Origin of the sequence: Pedobacter frigiditerrae (assembly GCF_032678705.1) — a bacterium.
GTDB classification, from domain to species: Bacteria; Bacteroidota; Bacteroidia; order Sphingobacteriales; family Sphingobacteriaceae; genus Pedobacter; species Pedobacter frigiditerrae_A.
The window spans coordinates 2,222,695-2,243,012 of sequence record NZ_JAVTSS010000001.1 but is presented as its reverse complement, the minus strand read 5'-3'; the positions used below and the strand labels follow the sequence as shown (position 1 = coordinate 2,243,012).

The following is a 20,318-nucleotide window of genomic DNA, read 5'->3' as shown; positions in this document are numbered from 1 at the left end:
AAATAGGTATAATTTTTAATAAAATAATTAGCCAACCAACTTTGCTATACCAAATGCTGCAGCGGCTGCAACTAATCCTATCATTGTAACTTTTAATGCGCCTTTAAAAGGTGCTTGACCTGTTACTTTGCTTTTAAAATAACCAAAAACGAAAAGACAAATGGTGGTGAAAATTGCAGAGATAACTAAACCTTCTTCTGGGGTTTTTGTGAAAAAATAAGCAGATAAGGGAAGCAAGCCACCAATGAAATATGCAATTCCAATGGTAAGAGCAGAGTTTCTGGCTCTATTTGCATTAGGCTGTTCTAAACCTAATTCAAATTTCATCATAAAATTTACCCACTTTGTTTTGTCTAAGGCCAATTCTTTCGCCAACATATCTTGTCCTTCTTTGCTGATGCCATATGCTGCGAACACTTCTTTTACCTCTTCTATTTCCATTTCAGGAACTCTTTCAACTTCATCATATTCTCTCTTCAATTCGCTTTGGTAATGTTCTTGTTCTGTTTTGCCTGCCAAATAACCTCCTAATCCCATAGCTATGCAGCCAGCAACAATTTCAGCAATTCCGGCAGTTATAATAATTGTGTTGCTACTAACAGCGCTGCTTAACCCAGCTGCCAATGCAAATGGCACAGTTAAACCATCACTCATTCCTATTACCACATCAGTAATAAAATCAGAGCTTTTTAAATGTTTTTCGTGATGGTGTTCAAGTCGTTTTTCTGGATTATTCATTTATTTCTCCTCCATTTATCATATCAGATACAATACCCTTTTGGTCCTTTCTTTCTGCTATGAATACACCTATAATGTGTGTTACGATAAATGCTATAATTAAATACATCACAAATCCATGGATTTCTTTTATAGAATGACTAACTGACTTTGATATCCCAAACTCTTCATCAAATTTAATAGACATACCAGTAATAGCCATAACGAATATTAAAGCATAAAACATCATATACAAAAGCTTGATAAATAAGTCTTTTTTATTTGCTGGAGTTTTTCTCTTAACGCTGAAGTAAAGTTGAAACGTACTTTTTAATTTATTATAAAATTTTTGGTCTGTGCGTTGAAACATTTCTAAACACAATCGATAAAGAAATAGTGCAATCAAAAAATAGCCTAGATAAACATGTAAATCCCAAATTTTATCTTCAAAGCTATGCGCTACTTCTCTTGCCTGTGCACTCGATACAACTGCACCTGCATTTTTAAGCTCGTTGGTAATAAAATCAGTATTATCTTTTTTATCGAATATGGTAGAATTTACAAGTACAGTTAATAAAGATCCACTAATGATAATCGCATTTAACCAATGCCACAATCTTATATTTCCCGAATTTTTTTTGGTTACATTTTTTAGAGCCTTCATTTAAAATGGTTTGCTTATTACCTAATTCCATAAAATTAACATTGAAGTCTGAAGATATTCTGAAGTTACCCTAGCGTTTTATTTTATAATTTTCAACTTCAGTTTTTCTACAGATTTGAAAATTACATTTATTAACTGTAACTTTCTAATAACCAAAAACTAACCAAATCAGTATGAAAAGATCTTTATTAAAACTCTCGGTAATTGCATTACTTTTTGCAAGTTGTGCAAAAGACACAACAACAACAGAAACCTCATTAAAATATAGCTTTAATGCAATCAATTTAAGTTCCACATTAAGCACAACAGCAAGCGCAAGTGGGGTAGTTGTAGCTGCCGGAACAAATGGCAGTATCAATTGGACAGGGGTAAGTGTTAATGTTAGTAAAATAGAATTTAGCGCCAGTCATACAGGTACAAATACAGCTGTAGTGGTTCAAAATTTTACCAATGTTAATGCATTAAAGCCAGATTCGCTTTCAGGTAAAATTGATTTGAAAGCCGGTGTGTATGAGAAAATCCAGTTTAAACTTACAATGACCGAGTCGGCAACTAACCCACCTTTCATATTAACTGGAACTTATACAGAAGCTTCTGGTACAAAAATTCCAGTAATAGTTCAATTAAATCAATCTAAACTAATTAGCCTTGAAGTTGCCAGGTTGGAAGTAGATAAAGGAGTTTATATTGCTAAGGTTACTTTAGAGCTAAATGCTTTAGTTAAAGGTTTGGTTGCTAGTGATTTTGGTCAAACTACAAGAATTGGTGCTGATAATAAAATTGTAGTAAATAGTACAACTAATAGAGCACTTTATGAGAAATTAACGGCAAGACTTAGTTCTGTAGCAGGCATTAGCATTACTAAACAATAATTACAGATTTTAACATTATAGCTTTGTAGAAAAAAGCTATAATGTTATTTCAAATTCCGCTCTTTTAAAAGGGCTTCTAATTCTTTGTTGTCGTATTTTGGTTTATTGATCAACTTATAAGCGAGAAATATAGGAATGAGCATCAAAAGTCCAAAGCTGCTTTTCACTACGCTATAAAACACAACCCCTATTAAAAATCCAATTAATGCCGCATCGATTATGGTAGTTGATTTTCTTTTTTTTGCTTCTTGTAACAGCTCTTGATCTGTTAATTCTGATAGTGGTTTTTTTGTCATTTGTTATTGTAATTATTGTATTATAAAATTTCTCATTACACCCATTATATTGCTGTAGTCATTACTCTAAATTTATCCATTTCTTTTGAAAGTAAACAGTTGTCGATTTGTTTGTCTTGTCAGTCGCTGTTGCTTTAACGAAATTTCCAGTTGTCGAGATGTATTTTAATTTTAATTCTTCCATTCCACCTGTGTCGTAATATGCGCCAAGCTTACATCTAAATGGATTATTTTCAACATCATTTGTAAACACAGATAAAAGTAACAATCGTTCTGATTTGATATTGGGTTTTGTGTAACCAAAGACTCTATGGTCTTTTCGAATATTCGCTGTTAAGTAAATTGTACTGTCTTTGTATTTCAGAGGAACAAAAGCTCTAGTAACATTGTCTCCAGAAGCAACAACACTTTCATTATTTACTTTATCAATGCTGTCAAGTTTTGTAAGTCCAGCCGTTGGTTGGGTTGTTTTAGTTGTGAATGAGGTTGTATCAGCTATTTTAATGCTTTCTTGCTTTTCCGATTTTCGATTTGCCTGTCCGCAAGCGGTGAAAAGCATAGTTAATGTGAATATGTAAATTGCCTTGGTCATATTATTGTGTATTTCAGTAAAAGTATCCACCCTGTTTCGTTCCAAACTGTCCAGCCCGATAAGGGCTTTTTCTTTTTAGGACCTTTCCATCTGCAGCAGCACCAAGCAGCCTGATCCCAGATCCAGCATTTCCCAACAGGGCGCTTTTGCTCCGCAAAAGCCCAGAATCACGCCAAAACCAACTTCAGATTACAGTAATATATATAGGTGAGCTGACACAAGAAAAGAACTGTCTTTTTTAGGCCTTGGACAGGCCAGGAATTATTTTCAATAGGCGTAGCGAACGATGAGTACAGAAGACATCATCACAGTCTTAAAACGCCTTAAAATCAGCCAACTGAACACTTTCAGGCGAAATGCAGTGCACACTTTGGAGCGAAAGATGTGGCCACTTTGCAAAAAAAGAGGTGGCCACTTTTGGAATAACCCCCACAGATATCTCGTCGCTGAATACAATTGTCATCATGGCTAAATGTCAAAATGTTCAGCATCATTTTCGTGCCTGTCGCTATTGAACAATTTAGTCTTTCCTTGGATGTAATTTAACTTGTCAACCTCTTTGATGAATGCTACTTGTTTTAATAAATCCTCAGTTCGCATAATGTTATAATTTCGTTTTTATGGGTATCCAAATTTCTTCTTCTGATGTTGGGTCGTTGTTTTTGTATTTCTCGCCTAAAACTTCAAAATGTGGTCGGTTGTCTAAAATATAGTTAGAATTTGGCAACCAAGTTCCTAAAATATATTGGAAGATGGATGGGTCGGTATTCAAGCCTTTGTAGTTAAAAACAGCGTAAAGCCCACTTGGTAGAACGAAAGATTCCATTCCTATGGGCACATTTTCAAGGTCTATAACTTCAACAGCTGCCCATCTTTCAAATTGGTTGGTTGGACTAAAGTCTGTAAAATGATCTGATTTATAAACAACCAATGAAATTAAATCATCTGTCAAATTGTTGATGATTTCCTTTCGCCTCGGCAAGAAGCTTCGCCAAAGTTCAGCAATTTTATAGTCGGCAAAGCTCATTGTTAGTCGCATTCCGACTAATTTCTTTTCGCTTAATGTTTCAATTCTTGGTGTCATGTTTATCAATTCAACGCTTCAAATAATAACTTACTAATTGCGGATTTGTATCATCAGCTTTCTCTATTTTCTTAAACGAAAGCTTATCCAACAGCTGTATAGAACACTGGTTGTCTTTATGAAGGGAAGCTTCAATTTTTTGCACTTTAATGGTGTTGAATGCGTAATAGATGACTTCTTTTGCAGCTTCCTGCATGATGCCTTGCCCTTGAAAGTTTGTTAAAAGTTCATATCCAATTTCACAGCTCAAATTTTCATCTGAAAAGCCATAAAGACAAATTGTGCCAACCAATGTGTTATCGTCTCCTAAAGTTAGGGCCCAGTATAAGGCATCATTATTAAGAACATACTCGTTAATCTTGATTATAAAATTCCTTGCCTCTTCAAGCGTATGGCTTATTGGCCTATCTAGGTATTTATTGATTTCATCGTCAGAACGCAGGGTGAAAATTTCCTGTTCATCACCAATTTCTAATTGCCTGATTATAAGTCTTTCAGTTTTTAAAATAGGGAAGGTGTTGAAATTTTTATTTAACATATTAAAGACTTTGCTCAACTCCATAACGGATTGCTGCCTCAAGGATATCTAGGTTGATGTCATTTAATTTTTTAAACTTAATACAATAACCTGTTACACTGGCCTTACCTAGCTGTTTTCCATACATTTCGGCCAAGAATTTTTTATCGGCAATGCCTAAGATATAAACAGAGATCCCAGTCGTATTTGCACTCAATCCAATTTGATAAAAGTCTCTGGTTTTACCATCAGCATATTTCATGGTTTGAAATCCATATCCAATATTAGGATTAGAAACAACTTTACCTTCACTGTCTTTTCCATCTAAGAACCATAATTTACATGCTGGTAAGGTATTTAAAATATGATGGTGCAAGGCATCTAGGTCATTGCGTTTTGCCTCAGGCTGACTATCGATATAATCTTTTATTTGTTCTTCTACATTCATAAAATCTTAATTTATTGCTAAACAGATGTTGTGCGTTCTTTTTCTATAATCGAATCGATAAAATCATTAACATTTAGTTCTTTCAATTCAGCATATAGTTTTTTATCCTGATAGGCTTTCTCTGCCAATTCATATTTCATTTGTTGATAGGCTAATCTTGCCCAATCATTCTTCCTTAAAAAATCTCTAGATAAAATATGCCTTTCTAATGCCTTACTGTTAATTGGACAAACATAAAGATGATGTTTGATGGTATCTAAAGTTTCACATATCCATTTTCCATTCCTTTTAAAAACATCACGGTCTTCAATTCCTTGGTTTCCGTGATGGTCATATCCTATTGCTGCTAAACCTGCTTTTATTTTATACCAATCTGCTTCAATTGAATAGATAATGTCGATATCGATTATTGCTTTAGAATCTAAATTTGGTACAGCAGTGCTTCCAATATGTTCAATGCTATAATCAATTCCGTGAAGTCCCTCATCAATTTTAAGCTTGATGTCGGTAAAAATCTTTATCCAATTTGGTGTATATTTTTCAATTAGCATTCTATTTTATGAAATGATGCACAACACCTAAATATATGTAATAGCTATCTTAATTTGATATAGACATTGGAGTAAATCAAATAATAAAAAGAAACTTATAGATGTTGGCGTCTTGATTTACCTTCTAAACTCAGGTAAATTATTAAATTCAATAAAATTAAATCCATCCCATAAAAAATATCTTCTATTGGGATGGTGAGTATTCTAATGCCAATAATTTCTGTGTTGTTATACCAAACCACTGGTGCATCTAAACCAGTTCCGGTTAGTAAACCATTAACTATTAAAAAAGGAATTAATAGAATGAGGTAAACGAAATAAAATTTACCTAGCCAGTTTACCTTTAAAATATATTTAGTGGCGATTATTAGGGCGAAAAATCCAAAGGCAGTAACCGAGGTATATATTTTATCTAAAAAGATAAAACCAACAGATAGGCCTAAAATCATAAATAAAATAGAAAGTATGGTTTCCGTTTTTTGATTAATGTTAAGGTTTAATAATAGATTAAGGCAATGATAAGTGAATACACAGGAGTAGGGAATACAAAGGAAAAAGAGAATTTCCTCTACAGGTAAATTACTGATTTTTAATCCGACTGTATACGTAGGATTAAAGCCCCATACCCCAATCTTAGTGAAATAAATATCCCAAGCAATAAAGATAATTCCTGTTAAAATTACAGCTGGAAAAAAAGATTTCCAAGTTTGGTGGAACTTTAATTTGGGATGAAATGAAAATATAAATGGAATGATAATGGTGAAAAAATCAATCAATAAATAGGTGTATTTCATATTGTCTTAGTTTTTTTGCTCTCTAAGAAATACTTAAAAGGAACCCAAAGCATTCCGAAACATTCTCCATCTTGTTTATTGATATGTTTATGGTGCATTTTGTGCGCTCGTCTAATCGCCTTAAAATACCAGTTATCGGTATTCCTAAATATTTTAAAACGTTGGTGGATAAATATATCGTGAACCAAAAAATAGCAAAAACCATATAAGGTAATGCCGATACCAATGTAAAGCGCTATTCGATAATCATAAAAATTACCTAGTGCTAAGCAAACAATACCTGGAATGGCAAAAATCAAGAAAAAGAAATCATTACGTTCTAAAAAATCGTCATGATCTTTTTGATGATGGTCCTTATGCAAAAACCAAAATACACCATGCATGATGTATTTATGCGTTAGCCAAGCAACACCCTCCATCGCTAAGAAAGTGCCTATTACAATTCCAATGTTAATCAACGTTGCCATTAATAAATAATTGAGGATAGAATTTTAATACTTTATCAAAACAAATTTTTAACCATTCTGTGTATAAATCTGGATTTTTATTGATGTCTACTTTTAAATCTTCCAGAGATGCAAACCTATAAGAAGATACTTCGTCTTTATTAATTTGGGGTAGAGCATCACTAATTCCAAAATAAACATGGTCAAACTCGTGCTCTAAAATGCCTTCATTTACATCAGCTTTGTAAATGAAATTAAAACCATAATATAAGGTGCAACTTATTCCCATTTCTTCTTTAAGCCTTCTATTCGCTGCAGCTAAATTGCTTTCTCCCAATCGGGGATGACTGCAACAGGTATTTGTCCATTTACCACCTGAGTGATATTTGTCTAATGCCCTTTGCTGTAATAATAATTCGCCTTTGCTATTAAAAATAAAAACAGAAAAGGCACGATGTAATTGGCCTTCAATGTGTGCTTGCATTTTAGGCATTAATCCAATTTGATTGTCGTTTTTGTCGACAAGTATTACGTTTTCTGCCAATTTTTTATCCTTTTAATTTCATCACTTGTACAATATTTTGAGGTTAACAAATAGTTAACGATATTTTGCTTCAAATTATCATCTTCAATTTTATTTATTGAGTTGATGAGCATTTCTTTATCCGTTTTGATAGCTTCGTTATAACCCAAAAAGAACGGAAGATTTGTTTGTATGGAAAATCTAATAAACCTAATCTCAATCTGTTTTGGGTCCTTTAATATTGCTTTTTCAATTGCTACTTTGCCTTTATTGAACTTGCTAAATTTGGTAATAGGACTAAACGCATACTTTGCCTCCATCATTTGTGCTGCACCTTTATAGCAAATCAACAAAGCCTTAGATTGCTCATTCACCTTTGTTAGCATACTTGTCAATTTTATTGAAGAAGCTTTGCTCGTTGCAGCTTCATAATAAAGTTTTCGCAAAGCTACTATTTCTATTTCCTCTGCATTCATTTTACAAGGGCTAATCATCAAAAATGTAATGAGCAAAAATTTCATAACACGTTCATCTTATAACGAATCAACGAATCGCACATTAAGCCAAATTTATGTCCATTAGAAATTCTAATTCTCTTATTCATTACTTTTTCTGCAGATGTTCTCTTGATCTTCTTAAAAAGCTCTAAATAATAAATGTAGGCTAAATAAACACCGCTCTTGGCTGGTTTTGGTAACTGCTTAATGCCTTGCAACGCTGCCTTAAATTCGCTTTCTATGTCTTCTTCAATTTGTTTTTTCTCTACATTACTAAACTGCGATAAGTTAACGTTTGGAAAATAAGTTCTGTTCAACAAATTGTAATCCGCATTAATGTCTCTCAAAAAATTAACCTTTTGAAAAGCGGAGCCCAACATCATTGCTGAATCTTTCAGCCGCTCATAGTCTGGTGTATTCTTATCTGTAAAAACCCTTAAGCACATTAAGCCAACTACTTGGGCAGATCCTAAAATATATTGGTCGTACTTATCTGAAGAATAAGTTTGGTAATTTAAGTCCATCTCCATGCTCTGCAGAAATAAATCAATTAGTTCCCTATCAATTTCATATTCATTAACTACTTGTTGAAATGAATTTAATATTGGATTTAAACTAATTCCTTGGTCTATTGCTTCGTAACAGTCATTCTTGAATTTTTTAAGGAGAAAATCTTTGTCGTAATCATGGAAACTATCTACTATTTCATCAGCTAAGCGAACAAAGCCGTAAATAGCGTAAATAGGCTGCCTTAGCTTTTTATTGAGAAAGTAAATTCCTAATGAAAAACTTGTGCTATAACGAAGGGTAGTTAACTTACTGCATTCGGCAGATAAATTGTCAAAAATGGCTTTCATGAGTTATTGATGTAGTTTCTGATTTGTAAGGCAGCCACTTTTCCAGAGATAATGGAAGGAGGAACTCCTGGTCCAGGAACCGTAAGCTGTCCGGCATAAAATAAATTATTGAGCTTTTTATTTTTAATAGATGGTTTAAGGTTTGCGGTTTGCATTAATGTATTGGCTAAACCGTATGCATTGCCTTTGTAAGAATTGTAATCTTTAACAAAGTCATTTATGCAGTAGCTTTTTTTATAGTCTATATGTGGTCTAATAGATTCTGAAGTGTGTTTTTCTAACCTCTCCATGATCATATCGAAGTACTGCTCCCTTAACTCTTCTGTGTCTGTTAAGCCAGTGGCGAGCGGCATGAGTATAAAAATGTTTTCGTGGCCTTCGGGGGCAACCTTAGCATCAGTCTTAGAAGTACAGCAAACGTAAAATAGCGGTTTGCTAGGCCATTGCGGATTTTGATATATTTCATCTTCATGAACTTTTAAATCTTCATCAAAAAACAAATTATGGTGATCGAGCTTACTTATTTTTTTGGTTACACCTAAGTAGAAAATCAGGCTAGATGGCGCCAATAATCGTTTGTCCCAATATTTTTCATCGTAGTTTCTGTAATCATCACCTAGTAAAACATTTTCCACATGGTGATAATCTGCTGCGGCTACAATCGCATCGTATTCTCTTGCTTTTTTATTAACCAATATAACTTGTGAGGCATTTTTATTGATGATATTGATTTTTAAAATTGGTTCATTGATGTAAAAGTTAACGCCTTGTCTTTCGGCTACTTTTTTCATTGCGTCTATTACAGCAGCAAAACCGCCCTTTGGATACCAAGTGCCAAGCTTCAAGCCCGCATAATTCATTAAACTGTACAAAGCAGGCGTGTTTTTCGCAGTTGCGCCCAAAAACAAAATAGGAAACTCCATTAAGGCAATAAGCTTCGGATGTTTAAAATATTTTTTAACGTGTTCACTAAAAGATTGAAAAAGTTGGAGTTTAAATACGCCTGTTATGATGTCTGAATCAATAAATTCTGTGAATGAGAGGCCTGGCTTGTAAACCAATTTTTTCATACCCACATTGTATTTGTATTCTGCCTCCTTCATAAAGGTTGCGAGTTGTTTCGAACTGCCTTTTTCTATCGATTCAAAAATTTCATCAAGTGCAATTGGGTTATCCGGAATGTTAACAATATCATTGTGTCCAAATACAATGGAAAACCCAGGATCTAGCTTTATCAGCTCGTAGAAATCGCTTGGTTTATATCCGAATTCGTTAAAGAATTTTTCAAACACATCTGGCATCCAATACCAACTAGGACCCATGTCAAAAACATAACCATTGTCTGTTCTTAACTGCCTTGCCCTACCACCAATGGTATCATTTTTTTCATAAACATCAACCAAATAACCAGCCTTTGCCAAATGCGCAGCTGCACTAAGTCCGGCGAAACCAGATCCTATAACAGCAACTTTTGGTAGTATATTTTGCTTAGGCATGATTTAAATTGATTAATAGATTTTTAAATTCCTCGATAGAGCTGAAATGGTTAATTCTGTCATTTAAGGAAAGATTATTGATTAATTTTTCATTTCCTGCTAGATGAATTTTAACATCACTAAAATTATTTTCTATTGCTGCTATGTAGCTTCTAGCATCTGCAATCGTTCTTTGGCGTACCATAAAGAATAACAAATGCTCTGCCTTAAAATTTTTCATTACATCTTTTAAAGATTCTATCGGAACTCGATCACCTAGATAAAGAACTTTAAATCCGTATGTACGTAATAGATAACTAGCAAAAAGAAGCGGAATCTCGTGTGCTTCATCTTCAGGAAGAAATAACAACCAAGTTGATTTTGTCTGAATTTTTAAAGGAATGCTATCAATAGCAGTCATTAATTTTTGGCGAATGATGCCAGAAATAAAATGTTCTTGAGCAGGGCAAATGTTATCCCTTCTCCACATTAAACCCAATCTCTGTAATAATGGGTAAATGATTTGCTGATAAGAAACTTCTACACCATGTTCTGTAATAGCTTGAGTTAATAAATCAGCAAATGATAGTTCGTTATAAGCTATTCCGAATTTTAGGAGTTGACTGATGTAAAACTCATATTGGATATTGCTATTAATGGTTTTATCTATATCTTTTTTTAAGAAATCATCAACTTCTAAGGGCGATAAGGCACAGGCTTGTGAAATTTTTAGTCCAGCTTGATTTAAACTAGAAATATCTAGTAGTCTTTTAAGGTCTAAATCGGTGTAAGACCGAGTGTTACCACTAGAACGAGATGGCGTTAAAGCATTGTATCTACGCTCCCAAATTCTTATAGTGTGAATTGGAATTCCAGAAAGCCGCTCTAAATTAGATATTGATAATTTCATTTGTCTAGATATATACGGTATAAATCTAGACAAAGATTTTGTAAAATTGTTTTAATTCAAATTAATTATGAACATATCTTTCTATCCGATTGGTAAAATCATTTAAATCAAAAGGTTTATTGATGTATTCGTCTGCCGGACATTTTGATTTTACCTTGCTCAAATAATTATTTCCAGACATCAGCATTACAGGAACGTCGTGGGTTTTGGCATTGCTTTTTAACTTATTGCAAATTTCTAAACCATTTCCGTCGGGTAGCATCACATCCAATATTACCATATCGGGCATCAAGTTGTTCATCTGTTTCCAAAATGTGCTTGCGTTGGCATAAGCAAATACTTCATAGTCTTCCTCAGTTAATAAATATTCTATGATATCTCTAATACCTGGATTGTCTTCCAATACATATATACACTTTTTCATAATCTTGATATTTGATGTACATTTCATTAACCTAAATGATAGACAAGTGTTTAAGGTAGTTTTCAACTTTGTTGATTTATCCACATTTATAGCAACATTTTTATAATTTTTTAAACCGATTAAAATAATCCAATAAGAAAAACGATATTTAGCTATTCAAAAACTAAATATAGAACCAGCTTTTAAATACGAGAACATGAAACGTTATTTCTTTATCACTACTTTATTAACTACCTCATTTTTTGCAACGCAAGCACAAGCGCAAGCAAAACACGAAGACACTGAATTTTATACGCCAGTACCTGTTGTAGTTACGCCAGGGGCTACAAATACTGCAGCACCATCTGATGCAATTATATTATTTGATGGTAAAAACTTAGATCAGTGGGTTAGTGTGAACGATAAAGGAGCTGCTAAATGGATTGTGAAAGATGGCATTGTAACAGTTGACAAAAAAACTGGAAATATTGAAACCAAAAAGGCATTTAATAATTACCAGTTGCATTTAGAATGGTTAATTCCAAGTAACATAACAGGAACAGGACAAAATCGTGGTAATAGTGGTTTGTTTTTAGCCTCAATTGGCCCTGGTGATGCGGGATATGAAGTACAGATCATGGATTCATATAATAACAAAACTTATACAAACGGACAAGCGGCTAGTGTTTACAAACAAACTACACCTTTGGTAAATGCCAATAAAAAACCAGGCGAATGGCAAACTTATGATGTAATTTGGACTGCTCCGGTATTTAACCAGGATGGAACTTTAAAAAGCGCAGCAAGAGTTACGGTTTTATTTAATGGTGTGTTGGTGCAAAATAACTTCGAATTAACTGGTCCAACGGTATATGTAGGCAAACCTAGTTATTCAAAGGCTCATGGTGCCAGTCCAATTAAGTTACAATCTCACGGCGATCCAAGCGAACCAATTAGCTTTAGAAATATTTGGGTAAGAGAGTTGTAGTGAATTAAGCTTTGTCATTCCAGTTTTGGAGAAATTATGAGTGAAATTCACAAAATAGATTCTTTCCCGAAGAAGTCGGGACAGGCTGCTGTGCTACCGATGTAAATCCGATAGCTATCGGATCGGAACAAGTCTGAATGACAAACCTTTTCGGTCTTGGGAGGAAACAGATTGCTAGAAAAATATGAATCTATTCGAAAAAATCTTCGGACTTTTTAAAAAATCTGAAGCAAAAAATACCACACCAGATTCTAATAATGTTCCTTGGTGACTTTAAAAAATCTGAAGCAAAAAATACCACGCCAGATTCTAATAATGTTCCTTGGTGACTTTTATGTTCAGTGTGACTCATGCACACTGTGTGGTGCACCAGAAGCGGAAGCACCTGACTTAATGGAAATGGGCGAATTTGGGTGTTATTTTAAGAAACAACCTGAAAGCGAAGAGGAAACGGAAAGAGCTATTAATGCTTTAGCAGTATCTTGCATATCAGCTGTCCGTTATCGCGGTACTGACAAGGAAATTTTAAAAAAAATAATTGATTTAGGCGGAAAGGATGAATGCGACTGTTTTTTGTAATGGATGAGAAATTAAAATATTTTCCTACTGGCAGGTTTATACTGCGTAATCTGTTTAGCCATTCCCTTAAATAATACCAAATGAAATGGGAACATGGCATACCAATACATTCTGCCCCACAAACCGTTTGGTCTGAAGGTGGCAATTTGAGATAAATAAGATTTGTCGTGAAATTGGATGATTTTTAATTCTAACCAAGCTTCGCCTGGTACTTTCATTTCTGCATAAAGCAATAATCTCTTATTAGTCTGGTCGGCTAACAAAACTCTCCAAAAGTCCAATACATCACCAGCTTGTAAACTGGTATTGCTTGTGCGACCGCGTCTTGTGCCTACACCTCCAAACAATTTATCTAAAAAACCCCGTAAACTCCACAGCCAATCTAAATAATACCAACCTCTATTACCACCTATGCCCCAAATGTTCTCGAAAACTTCTTCCGCTTTGCGCTCAAATGGCATTTTAACTTTATATTCTAAAGTGCCGTTTTGTGGAACTTTAATTTGATCCATAAACGAAGTTTCCAAGTAACCTCTATTTAATGCATCTTTCCAGCTACTTACTATTGAATTCTGTTCTATTTTTTCAAAAGCTAATTTAAGTGCTTCCTTATAGGTTAAACATTTTCTAGGTACCACATTTTTAATGTGATCGGTTTGGCAAATTACTTCATTCTTCATACTGTCAACCAAACTTCTGGCTAAAGAATAAGGAACAGCGGTTACTAAATTAAGCCATAAGGAAGATAGTTTAGGCGTTAAAACAGGGACAGTTATAATCCATCTTTTGAGATTCCTAGATTCTGCATATTGGAGCAGCATTTGTTTGTAAGTTAAAATATCAGGTCCACCAATATCAAATACTTGGTTGTAGGCTTTTTCATTTGCTCTTACTTCGCTCAAATAAGCTAAAACATCTCTAATGGCAATTGGTTGGCATTTTGTTCTTACCCATTTGGGGGCAATCATAACAGGTAGTTTTTCTGCTAAATCTCTAATAATTTCAAAGGAAGCAGAGCCAGACCCAATAATAATGGCAGCTCGTAAAATAGTGTAAGCTATGCCAGATTGTTTCAACTCTTCTTCAACTGCTAGTCTTGAGCTTAAATGCTTAGATAGTTGTTCATCGTTAACAATTCCAGTTAAATAAATAATTTGTTTACAGTTTGTCTTTTGTATGGCGCTAACAAAATTTTGGGCAGATTTTAATTCTAAATCAGCAAAGTCTCCACTACCAGACATAGAATGAACAAGATAATAGGCAATTTGTATATCTTTTGGTATGTTTTCTAAAGATTCAGGCTTAAGCAAATCTCCATCAATTATTTTCACTTGGTGCCCAAACTCGCTTTCAGTTGCAAATCTGCGTTTATCTCTAACCATGCAAACAACTTCATTACCCTGTTCTAAAAGGATAGGCAATAACCTAGTCCCTATATAGCCATTTGCACCTGTTAAGAGTATCTTCATTGTTGAATTTATTAAGCTATATACGAAACACCAAGTTGTTTAGGATGTTTCGATAGTTTGTTGAAACCATTTAACAAATTTTTGGTTTTAGAGAAGAAATTAGCAGCTACATCTAAATTAATTTGCTCAAGAATGGATAAACTAAAGAAACGCATTGCGATATTAGGTGGCGGACCCAGCGCACTTTTTATGTATAAAAGGTTTGTAGAAGCTAGGAGAGATGATATAGAGATTTCCATTTTTGAAAGAAAACAACAGCTTGGTTCTGGGATGCCATATAGTGCAGAAGGTGCTAATTACGAACACATCACCAATGTTTCTGATAATGAAATTCCTACCATTGTTTGCCACATTACAGACTGGGTAAAAACATTGCCTATTGATTATTTAGCTCAATTTAACATCGATCCTGAAAACTTTAATGAATACAGGGTTTTACCACGATTGTTTTTTGGTAAATATCTTTTTGCCCAATTTGATCTTTTGAAGCAAATGGCCGATAAACAAGGACTTAAAACTAATATTTATTTGGGGGTAGAGGTAATCGACATTGTTGACTTACCAGAAGAACAAAAAGTTAAAGTAAAGTTAGCCAATGATGACACCTTTACTTTTGATCAAGTAATTGTATGTACGGGGCATAATTGGCCTAAAAAGTATGAAGGAAAAACTGATGGTTATTTTGATTCTCCTTATCCTCCATCAAAAATATCACTTCAAATTAATCATCCTGTGGCTATTAAGGGTTCTTCATTAACGGCTATTGATGCCATTAGGACCTTAAGTAGAAAAAATGGAAGGTTTGAATGGGATAAAAATGATGAATTAGTTTACGTTCTAAATAAAAAAAGTGAAGGTTTTAAATTGATCATGCATTCTAAAAATGGAATGTTACCTGCGGTTAGGTTTCATTTAGAAGACCCTCGGCTTTCTGGTAAATCGCTGTTAAGCAAAGAAGAAATACAAGCACATAGAGAAGATAACAATGGTTTTATTTCCTTAGATTATATTTTTGAAAAGGATTTTAAGGAAATCATTAAAACAAAAGACCCTGAATTTTACAGCCAAATTGCTGAAATGAAGTTGGAAGTTTTTGTGGATTTTTTAATGGACTTGAGGGAACGACTAGATCCTTTTCAGTTGCTAAGGGCAGAATACTTGGAAGCGGAAAAATCTATTAAACGTAAACAATCAGTTTATTGGAAAGAGTTGTTGGCCATGTTAAGTTTTGCTATGAATTATCCAGCAAAATATTTAGCCGCCGAGGATATGTTACGTTTACAAAAAATATTAATGCCGCTTATTTCCATTGTAATAGCTTTTGTGCCTCAAACTTCATGTAGAGAATTATTGGCTTTGCACAAGGCTGGTGTATTAGATTTAATTGCTGTTGGAGTTGATAGCGAAATTGAGGTGAAAGAAAATGGAGGTATTATTTATCATTACCAAGCTGAAAATGGAAAGTCTGAATCAGTTTATTACCAAACTTTTATCGATTGTGTTGGTCAGCCTCATTTAAACTATCATCAGTTTCCTTTTAAAAGTTTGGTAGCTGAAGGAACGATTAGTCCGGCTAAATTGAAGTTTAAATCTAAACAAGAAGGAGAAGCCGCTAATTTTGACAATGAAGAAGCGGTAGAATTAACCGAAACTGGCGATTATTACTTAAAAGTACCAGGCATAGCCATTAATGATAATTTTAATGTGGTTGACGAATATGGGGCTTTTAATGATCGGATTTTTATGATGGCCGTACCTTATATTGGCGGATTTAATCCAGATTATTCTGGGCTAGATTTTTCTGAAGAAGCCTCGGCTAGAATTATTAAAAGTGTCTAAGTAACAAATACTTAAACAATTAAAGAATATAGATAATATTTAGCTTTTATAACCGTATATATTATAGGTTAAGTAAATAAAGCGAGGGCAAGGCGGATGAATTGTTCCCGCTTTTTTGTTATCTTGGTAGATAGAAAAAATAGATATTGGTCTGTCTAACTATAGTCGAAGACTTTAGCTGAGCTTCGACTACGCTCAGCCTGACAATCCTTAAAATTATTACTGAATTTAAATGTTTTCTTCGTATTATATCACGCTCCAAAAGAAAGACTCCAATCTTCGGTTATACCATGGCTACATCTGAAAAGCTGATGAAGAGACAATGGAATAAGCGTTTTAGGCGAGTTGCAAAAGCATTGATTTCAATTGAAAAAGAAATTCCTTTTAAAAAACAAGCAGTTAGCGATGTTTGGGAAGGAGGCAAGGATGGTAAGTTTTATTGGAAAGGGTATGCTAAAAAAGATATGCGGAAATAAAAATATTTGCAAAATAGATCCTTTCCCGAAGAAGTCGGGACAGGCTGCTTTGCTCTGAATGACAAACAACCTTATTTTCAATATACTTTGCCTCAATCTCTAAATATAGTTTCTATCAATATGTTTTGGGGCGTATGCAAAAAGATGCGTTTAATTTTTAATTCTGGCACATCCATTAATTTAAAAGGGATTTCCATTGTTATTAATTTTTGTTTAAAAGCATCGTAATCTTCCATTATTAAAGCAAAATGATCTATCGCTTCAGTTGAGTTATTTGTCACATCTTCTGTGCCTACTGGACTTTTGATGATATGTACTAAAGGCGATTCATTCCAATACAGCCAATAACCATCTACTAAAGCCGCAATGGTTTCTGGTCTTTCGCCTTCAACTAAATCAAATACTGAAACCATAAAATCTCTTGTTTCTTTTAGGTGATTAGTGCGAATAGTAGCGTGATCAATATGCATGAGGTGATTTGTTTTTCAAATTTAGGATAAAAATAGTTTGTCATTCCGACTTCAGATGAATTTAAAAATAAGAATTATCGAATAGATTCTTTGCGTTGCTCTGAATGACAAACAACAGATGTTACAACATACTTTTTACAAAAGTTTTATAATCAAAGTACTAGCGAAATTACTTTTTATGTATATTCGATTAAGAATTATAAAATTATGAAAAAATTAATCCTCCTTTTTGCGGTAGTACTAGGTTTTACTGCATTAACATCAATGAATGTTGATACTGAACCACAATTTAAATTTGAAAAAGAGACTTACGATTTTGGTAAGGTAAAACAAGGTACTCCAGTTACTGCAACTTTAAAATTTACAAACGTTGGCGATAAACCATTAATTCTTAGTGCAGTTGAGCCTACTTGTGGCTGTACCGTTGCTGAGTTTACAAAAACTCCAATTAAAAAAGGAGCTACTGGTTCTATTACATTAACTTATAACGCAGCTGCTATTGGTCAGTTTACAAAAGAAACTACCATCAGGTCTAATGCTACTGAAGCTATTAAAAAAGTATACATCAAAGGTGAGGTAGTTGCTTCGGTAACTTCAAAATAAAAAAGCATCGGCTGATGCCTAATTGATTTATTAAAATAATAATTATGAAAAAATCTTATCTATTTCTAGCAGCTTTAGTAGCTGGTGTTTTATTGTTTGCAGGTACTCGCAAAGCAGATAATCCTTATAATTTAGCTGTTGGTACACCAGAAATTAAATCAATTACGGCATTAACTTTTGGTCCGAATGGGGTATTGTTTATTGGTGATTCTCAAAGTGCTGCGGTTTTTGCTGTAGATACCAAAGACACTAAGAAGGTAAACACTGCTAAAGCATTCGAGCTAAAAAACATTGATGTGAAAATCGCTGAGGCCTTAGGTACTGCTAAAGAAAACATCAACATTACTGATATTGCAGTCAACCCTATTTCTAAGAAATTATACATTGCAGTAAAAAGTGCAGATGGTACACCACTTCTGCTAACGCTTAATGCAGACAATGAGATTAAACCTGTTTCATTAAAAGATGTGAAATTCTCATCTATTGAATTAAATAACGTTGCTGCAGCAGATGCGAAAGATCAAAGAGGCAGACCATTAAGGGTTTCTTCAATATCTGACCTTGGTTACTATAATGGTAAATTAATGGTAAGTGGTTTAAGCAATAAAGAATTTAGCTCATCTTTTAGGAGTATAGGTTTTCCTTTTACAGGTAAACAAGAAGATGAATCGTCTTTAGAAATGTATCATGGTGCTCATGGCAGATACGAAACAACTTCCCCAATCCGTACGTTCTCTGTTACCAAAATTGCAGGCAAAGAGTATGTGGTAGCAAGTTATACTTGTACACCTTTAGTTCTTTTTGCAATGGATGATTTAAAACCAGGTGCTAGTGCTAAAGGAAGAACAATCGCAGAAATGGGTAATCAGAATACTCCTGCAGATATGATTTGGTTAAAAACTGACAATAAAGACTTTTTGGTAATGGCTAATGATCGTCGCCCCGCGGCAAAAGTTAGTCATGAGGAAATTCAAAAATTTGAAGGTTCATTAACCTCAAAGGTTGCTACAACTGCTGGTGTTAACTTTACCGCTTTGCCTTATGAAAAAGTAATGCAATTAGATAAATTGGACGATACTAGAGCAGTAGTGATACAGAAAAAAGCCAATGGAGATTTAGATCTTTGGACTTCGGATGGTAAAAATATTTAATTCAATACATGTTAAAAAGACCAGGTTATGTTTCAAATATAGCCTGGTCTTTTTTTTATTAGCCTTTTTTGCAGCTTGTAAAAATGGCGAAAATAAGCTCAGCATTGTTTATGAAAACCAATTCCCAGTAGGTATTCAAATACCAAAAGGATTGATTAAAGGTACGATTAATGACTTAAAAGTTATTGATCAAAATGCTAACACTAAAACTTCAATTCTAGGGGTTTTTAAGGATCAAGATAGTTTCATTCTTTTTAAACCACTAATTCCTTTAACCTTTGGTTTTCAATATCAGATTTATGATAATGAAAAACTGATTGGTTCTATTCAAGTTCCTGCTCCCAAAAACAATTCACCAGAAATTGTCAAAATCTACCCTGATATAGATACGATTCCAGAAAATCTATTGAAGATTTATATTGAGTTTTCAAAACCAATGCGTACTGGTGAATCTTTAAATTATATCGCTTTGCTAGCTAAAAAAGGAGATACCATGCACAATGTGTTTCTAAATTTGCAACCCGAGCTTTGGGATACTACTGGTAAGGTATTGACTGTTTGGTTAGATCCTGGCCGTGTAAAACGGGATTTAACTTTAAATCAGAAATTGGGCAATCCATTAAAAACCGATCAAACTTACCAATTGGTTATTTCACAAAGATGGAAAGACCATCAAGGATTAAAACTTAAAACCGATTATAAAAAAGAGTTTATTGCAGGAGAAAGGGATGATCAAATTCCGAATGTAAATAATTGGTTAATTAGCCAGCCCATTCCTGATACAAGATCAACATTGAATATCAACACCAAAGAATACTTAGATCATTACCTGTTATTAGAATCTATTGAAGTATTGGATGGAAAAGGTAAAAAGGTTAAAGGGAAAGTTATTGTCAATGCGGATGATGCTTGGGTATTTACACCAGAGCAAAATTGGCAAAAAGGTATTTATCAACTCAAAATAAATAACCGATTGGAAGATTTAGCTGCCAATAATTTAAACCGTGTTTTTGATAGGGATGTGAGGAAAAACAAACAGCAAAATAAAAAATTTACTTACCTGAGTTTTAAAGCGGAGCATTAAATAAAAAACTTTA

General features: G+C 33.8%; 26 protein-coding genes. 8 read left to right on the top strand and 18 right to left on the bottom strand.

Translation table 11 applies throughout. The features are described from left to right. Positions 1–27: 27 nt before the first annotated feature. Positions 28–738 carry a VIT1/CCC1 transporter family protein gene (locus tag R2Q59_RS08830; protein ID WP_316785227.1) on the bottom strand — a complete coding sequence of 237 codons (711 nt, stop codon included), beginning with the start codon at positions 736–738 and terminating at the stop codon, positions 28–30. Then, on the bottom strand, positions 731–1,381 hold the full coding sequence (locus tag R2Q59_RS08825; RefSeq protein WP_316785226.1) for a cytochrome b/b6 domain-containing protein: 651 nt from the start codon (positions 1,379–1,381) through the stop codon (positions 731–733). Before R2Q59_RS08825 ends, R2Q59_RS08830 begins: the two co-directional genes overlap by 8 nt. 173 nt (positions 1,382–1,554) lie before the next feature. On the opposite strand from R2Q59_RS08825, the gene R2Q59_RS08820 reads away from it, so the two are divergent. Beyond that, positions 1,555–2,253: a hypothetical protein gene (locus R2Q59_RS08820; RefSeq protein ID WP_316785225.1), complete on the top strand. Its 699-nt coding sequence runs from the start codon at positions 1,555–1,557 to the stop codon at positions 2,251–2,253. 44 nt (positions 2,254–2,297) lie between these two features. Here the strand turns inward: R2Q59_RS08820 and R2Q59_RS08815 are convergent, their stop codons facing one another. The 14 genes from R2Q59_RS08815 to R2Q59_RS08750 form a co-directional block, all read right to left on the bottom strand. After that, the gene (locus R2Q59_RS08815; protein ID WP_316785224.1) at positions 2,298–2,549 is read right to left on the bottom strand and encodes a hypothetical protein; all 252 of its coding nucleotides are present in this window, start codon (positions 2,547–2,549) and stop codon (positions 2,298–2,300) included. A 61-nt stretch (positions 2,550–2,610) separates the two neighbouring features. Beyond that, positions 2,611–3,141, bottom strand: coding sequence for a hypothetical protein (locus R2Q59_RS08810; RefSeq protein WP_316785223.1), 531 nt, complete (start codon positions 3,139–3,141; stop codon positions 2,611–2,613). A gap of 604 nt (positions 3,142–3,745) precedes the next feature. Beyond that, positions 3,746–4,225, bottom strand: a complete 480-nt coding sequence (locus R2Q59_RS08805; RefSeq protein ID WP_316785222.1) for a GyrI-like domain-containing protein — start codon at positions 4,223–4,225, stop codon at positions 3,746–3,748. Between the two features lie 10 nt (positions 4,226–4,235). After that, positions 4,236–4,763, bottom strand: coding sequence for a GNAT family N-acetyltransferase (locus R2Q59_RS08800; RefSeq protein WP_316785221.1), 528 nt, complete (start codon positions 4,761–4,763; stop codon positions 4,236–4,238). Position 4,764: 1 nt separating this feature from the next. Beyond that, the gene (locus R2Q59_RS08795) at positions 4,765–5,190 is read right to left on the bottom strand and encodes a DUF1801 domain-containing protein (protein WP_316785220.1); all 426 of its coding nucleotides are present in this window, start codon (positions 5,188–5,190) and stop codon (positions 4,765–4,767) included. 17 nt (positions 5,191–5,207) lie between these two features. Continuing rightward, the gene (locus R2Q59_RS08790; RefSeq protein WP_316785219.1) at positions 5,208–5,741 is read right to left on the bottom strand and encodes a GrpB family protein; all 534 of its coding nucleotides are present in this window, start codon (positions 5,739–5,741) and stop codon (positions 5,208–5,210) included. A gap of 95 nt (positions 5,742–5,836) precedes the next feature. Continuing rightward, positions 5,837–6,535: a lycopene cyclase domain-containing protein gene (locus R2Q59_RS08785; RefSeq protein ID WP_316767921.1), complete on the bottom strand. Its 699-nt coding sequence runs from the start codon at positions 6,533–6,535 to the stop codon at positions 5,837–5,839. Then, positions 6,532–7,002 carry a sterol desaturase family protein gene (locus R2Q59_RS08780; protein ID WP_316785218.1) on the bottom strand — a complete coding sequence of 157 codons (471 nt, stop codon included), beginning with the start codon at positions 7,000–7,002 and terminating at the stop codon, positions 6,532–6,534. Before R2Q59_RS08780 ends, R2Q59_RS08785 begins: the two co-directional genes overlap by 4 nt. After that, positions 6,986–7,525: an isopentenyl-diphosphate Delta-isomerase gene (idi, locus tag R2Q59_RS08775; RefSeq protein WP_316767916.1), complete on the bottom strand. Its 540-nt coding sequence runs from the start codon at positions 7,523–7,525 to the stop codon at positions 6,986–6,988. Before idi ends, R2Q59_RS08780 begins: the two co-directional genes overlap by 17 nt. Beyond that, complete coding sequence (locus R2Q59_RS08770) at positions 7,510–8,025, bottom strand: hypothetical protein (RefSeq protein ID WP_316767914.1); 516 nt, start codon at positions 8,023–8,025, stop codon at positions 7,510–7,512. The genes idi and R2Q59_RS08770 overlap by 16 nt, the downstream gene beginning before the upstream one ends. Next, positions 8,022–8,858: a phytoene/squalene synthase family protein gene (locus R2Q59_RS08765; RefSeq protein WP_316785217.1), complete on the bottom strand. Its 837-nt coding sequence runs from the start codon at positions 8,856–8,858 to the stop codon at positions 8,022–8,024. Before R2Q59_RS08765 ends, R2Q59_RS08770 begins: the two co-directional genes overlap by 4 nt. Then, entirely contained in the window at positions 8,855–10,354 is a 1,500-nt protein-coding gene (locus tag R2Q59_RS08760) for a phytoene desaturase family protein (RefSeq protein WP_316767912.1), read from the bottom strand. Before R2Q59_RS08760 ends, R2Q59_RS08765 begins: the two co-directional genes overlap by 4 nt. Then, a complete protein-coding gene (locus R2Q59_RS08755; RefSeq protein WP_316785216.1) occupies positions 10,347–11,243 on the bottom strand; it encodes a MerR family transcriptional regulator in 897 nt (298 codons plus the stop codon). The genes R2Q59_RS08760 and R2Q59_RS08755 overlap by 8 nt, the downstream gene beginning before the upstream one ends. Positions 11,244–11,304: 61 nt before the next feature. Continuing rightward, positions 11,305–11,667 (bottom strand): response regulator, encoded by a 363-nt coding sequence (locus tag R2Q59_RS08750; protein ID WP_316785215.1) that lies wholly within the window; start codon positions 11,665–11,667, stop codon positions 11,305–11,307. Between the two features lie 196 nt (positions 11,668–11,863). On the opposite strand from R2Q59_RS08750, the gene R2Q59_RS08745 reads away from it, so the two are divergent. Together R2Q59_RS08745 and R2Q59_RS08740 are read left to right on the top strand one after the other, a co-directional pair. Beyond that, positions 11,864–12,634, top strand: coding sequence for a DUF1080 domain-containing protein (locus R2Q59_RS08745; RefSeq protein WP_316767907.1), 771 nt, complete (start codon positions 11,864–11,866; stop codon positions 12,632–12,634). Between the two features lie 267 nt (positions 12,635–12,901). After that, positions 12,902–13,213 carry a hypothetical protein gene (locus R2Q59_RS08740; RefSeq protein ID WP_316785214.1) on the top strand — a complete coding sequence of 104 codons (312 nt, stop codon included), beginning with the start codon at positions 12,902–12,904 and terminating at the stop codon, positions 13,211–13,213. Between the two features lie 11 nt (positions 13,214–13,224). Here R2Q59_RS08740 and R2Q59_RS08735 read toward each other — a convergent pair whose 3' ends face one another. Further along, on the bottom strand, positions 13,225–14,682 hold the full coding sequence (locus tag R2Q59_RS08735; protein ID WP_316785212.1) for an SDR family oxidoreductase: 1,458 nt from the start codon (positions 14,680–14,682) through the stop codon (positions 13,225–13,227). 132 nt (positions 14,683–14,814) lie between these two features. On the opposite strand from R2Q59_RS08735, the gene R2Q59_RS08730 reads away from it, so the two are divergent. After that, entirely contained in the window at positions 14,815–16,521 is a 1,707-nt protein-coding gene (locus R2Q59_RS08730) for an FAD/NAD(P)-binding protein (RefSeq protein WP_316785210.1), read from the top strand. Positions 16,522–16,811: 290 nt separating this feature from the next. After that, positions 16,812–16,997: a hypothetical protein gene (locus R2Q59_RS08725; RefSeq protein WP_316785208.1), complete on the top strand. Its 186-nt coding sequence runs from the start codon at positions 16,812–16,814 to the stop codon at positions 16,995–16,997. A 92-nt stretch (positions 16,998–17,089) separates the two neighbouring features. Here the strand turns inward: R2Q59_RS08725 and R2Q59_RS08720 are convergent, their stop codons facing one another. Continuing rightward, positions 17,090–17,467 carry a hypothetical protein gene (locus R2Q59_RS08720; protein WP_316767900.1) on the bottom strand — a complete coding sequence of 126 codons (378 nt, stop codon included), beginning with the start codon at positions 17,465–17,467 and terminating at the stop codon, positions 17,090–17,092. Positions 17,468–17,674: 207 nt separating this feature from the next. Between R2Q59_RS08720 and R2Q59_RS08715 the strand changes: the two genes are divergently transcribed. Genes R2Q59_RS08715 through R2Q59_RS08705 form a run of 3 tightly spaced genes read left to right on the top strand, consistent with a single transcriptional unit; the run spans position 17,675 to position 20,305 of the window. Further along, positions 17,675–18,070 (top strand): DUF1573 domain-containing protein, encoded by a 396-nt coding sequence (locus R2Q59_RS08715; protein WP_316767898.1) that lies wholly within the window; start codon positions 17,675–17,677, stop codon positions 18,068–18,070. A gap of 44 nt (positions 18,071–18,114) precedes the next feature. Then, positions 18,115–19,221: a hypothetical protein gene (locus R2Q59_RS08710; RefSeq protein WP_316785206.1), complete on the top strand. Its 1,107-nt coding sequence runs from the start codon at positions 18,115–18,117 to the stop codon at positions 19,219–19,221. Continuing rightward, complete coding sequence (locus tag R2Q59_RS08705) at positions 19,205–20,305, top strand: hypothetical protein (protein ID WP_316785205.1); 1,101 nt, start codon at positions 19,205–19,207, stop codon at positions 20,303–20,305. Before R2Q59_RS08710 ends, R2Q59_RS08705 begins: the two co-directional genes overlap by 17 nt. Positions 20,306–20,318: the final 13 nt, after the last annotated feature.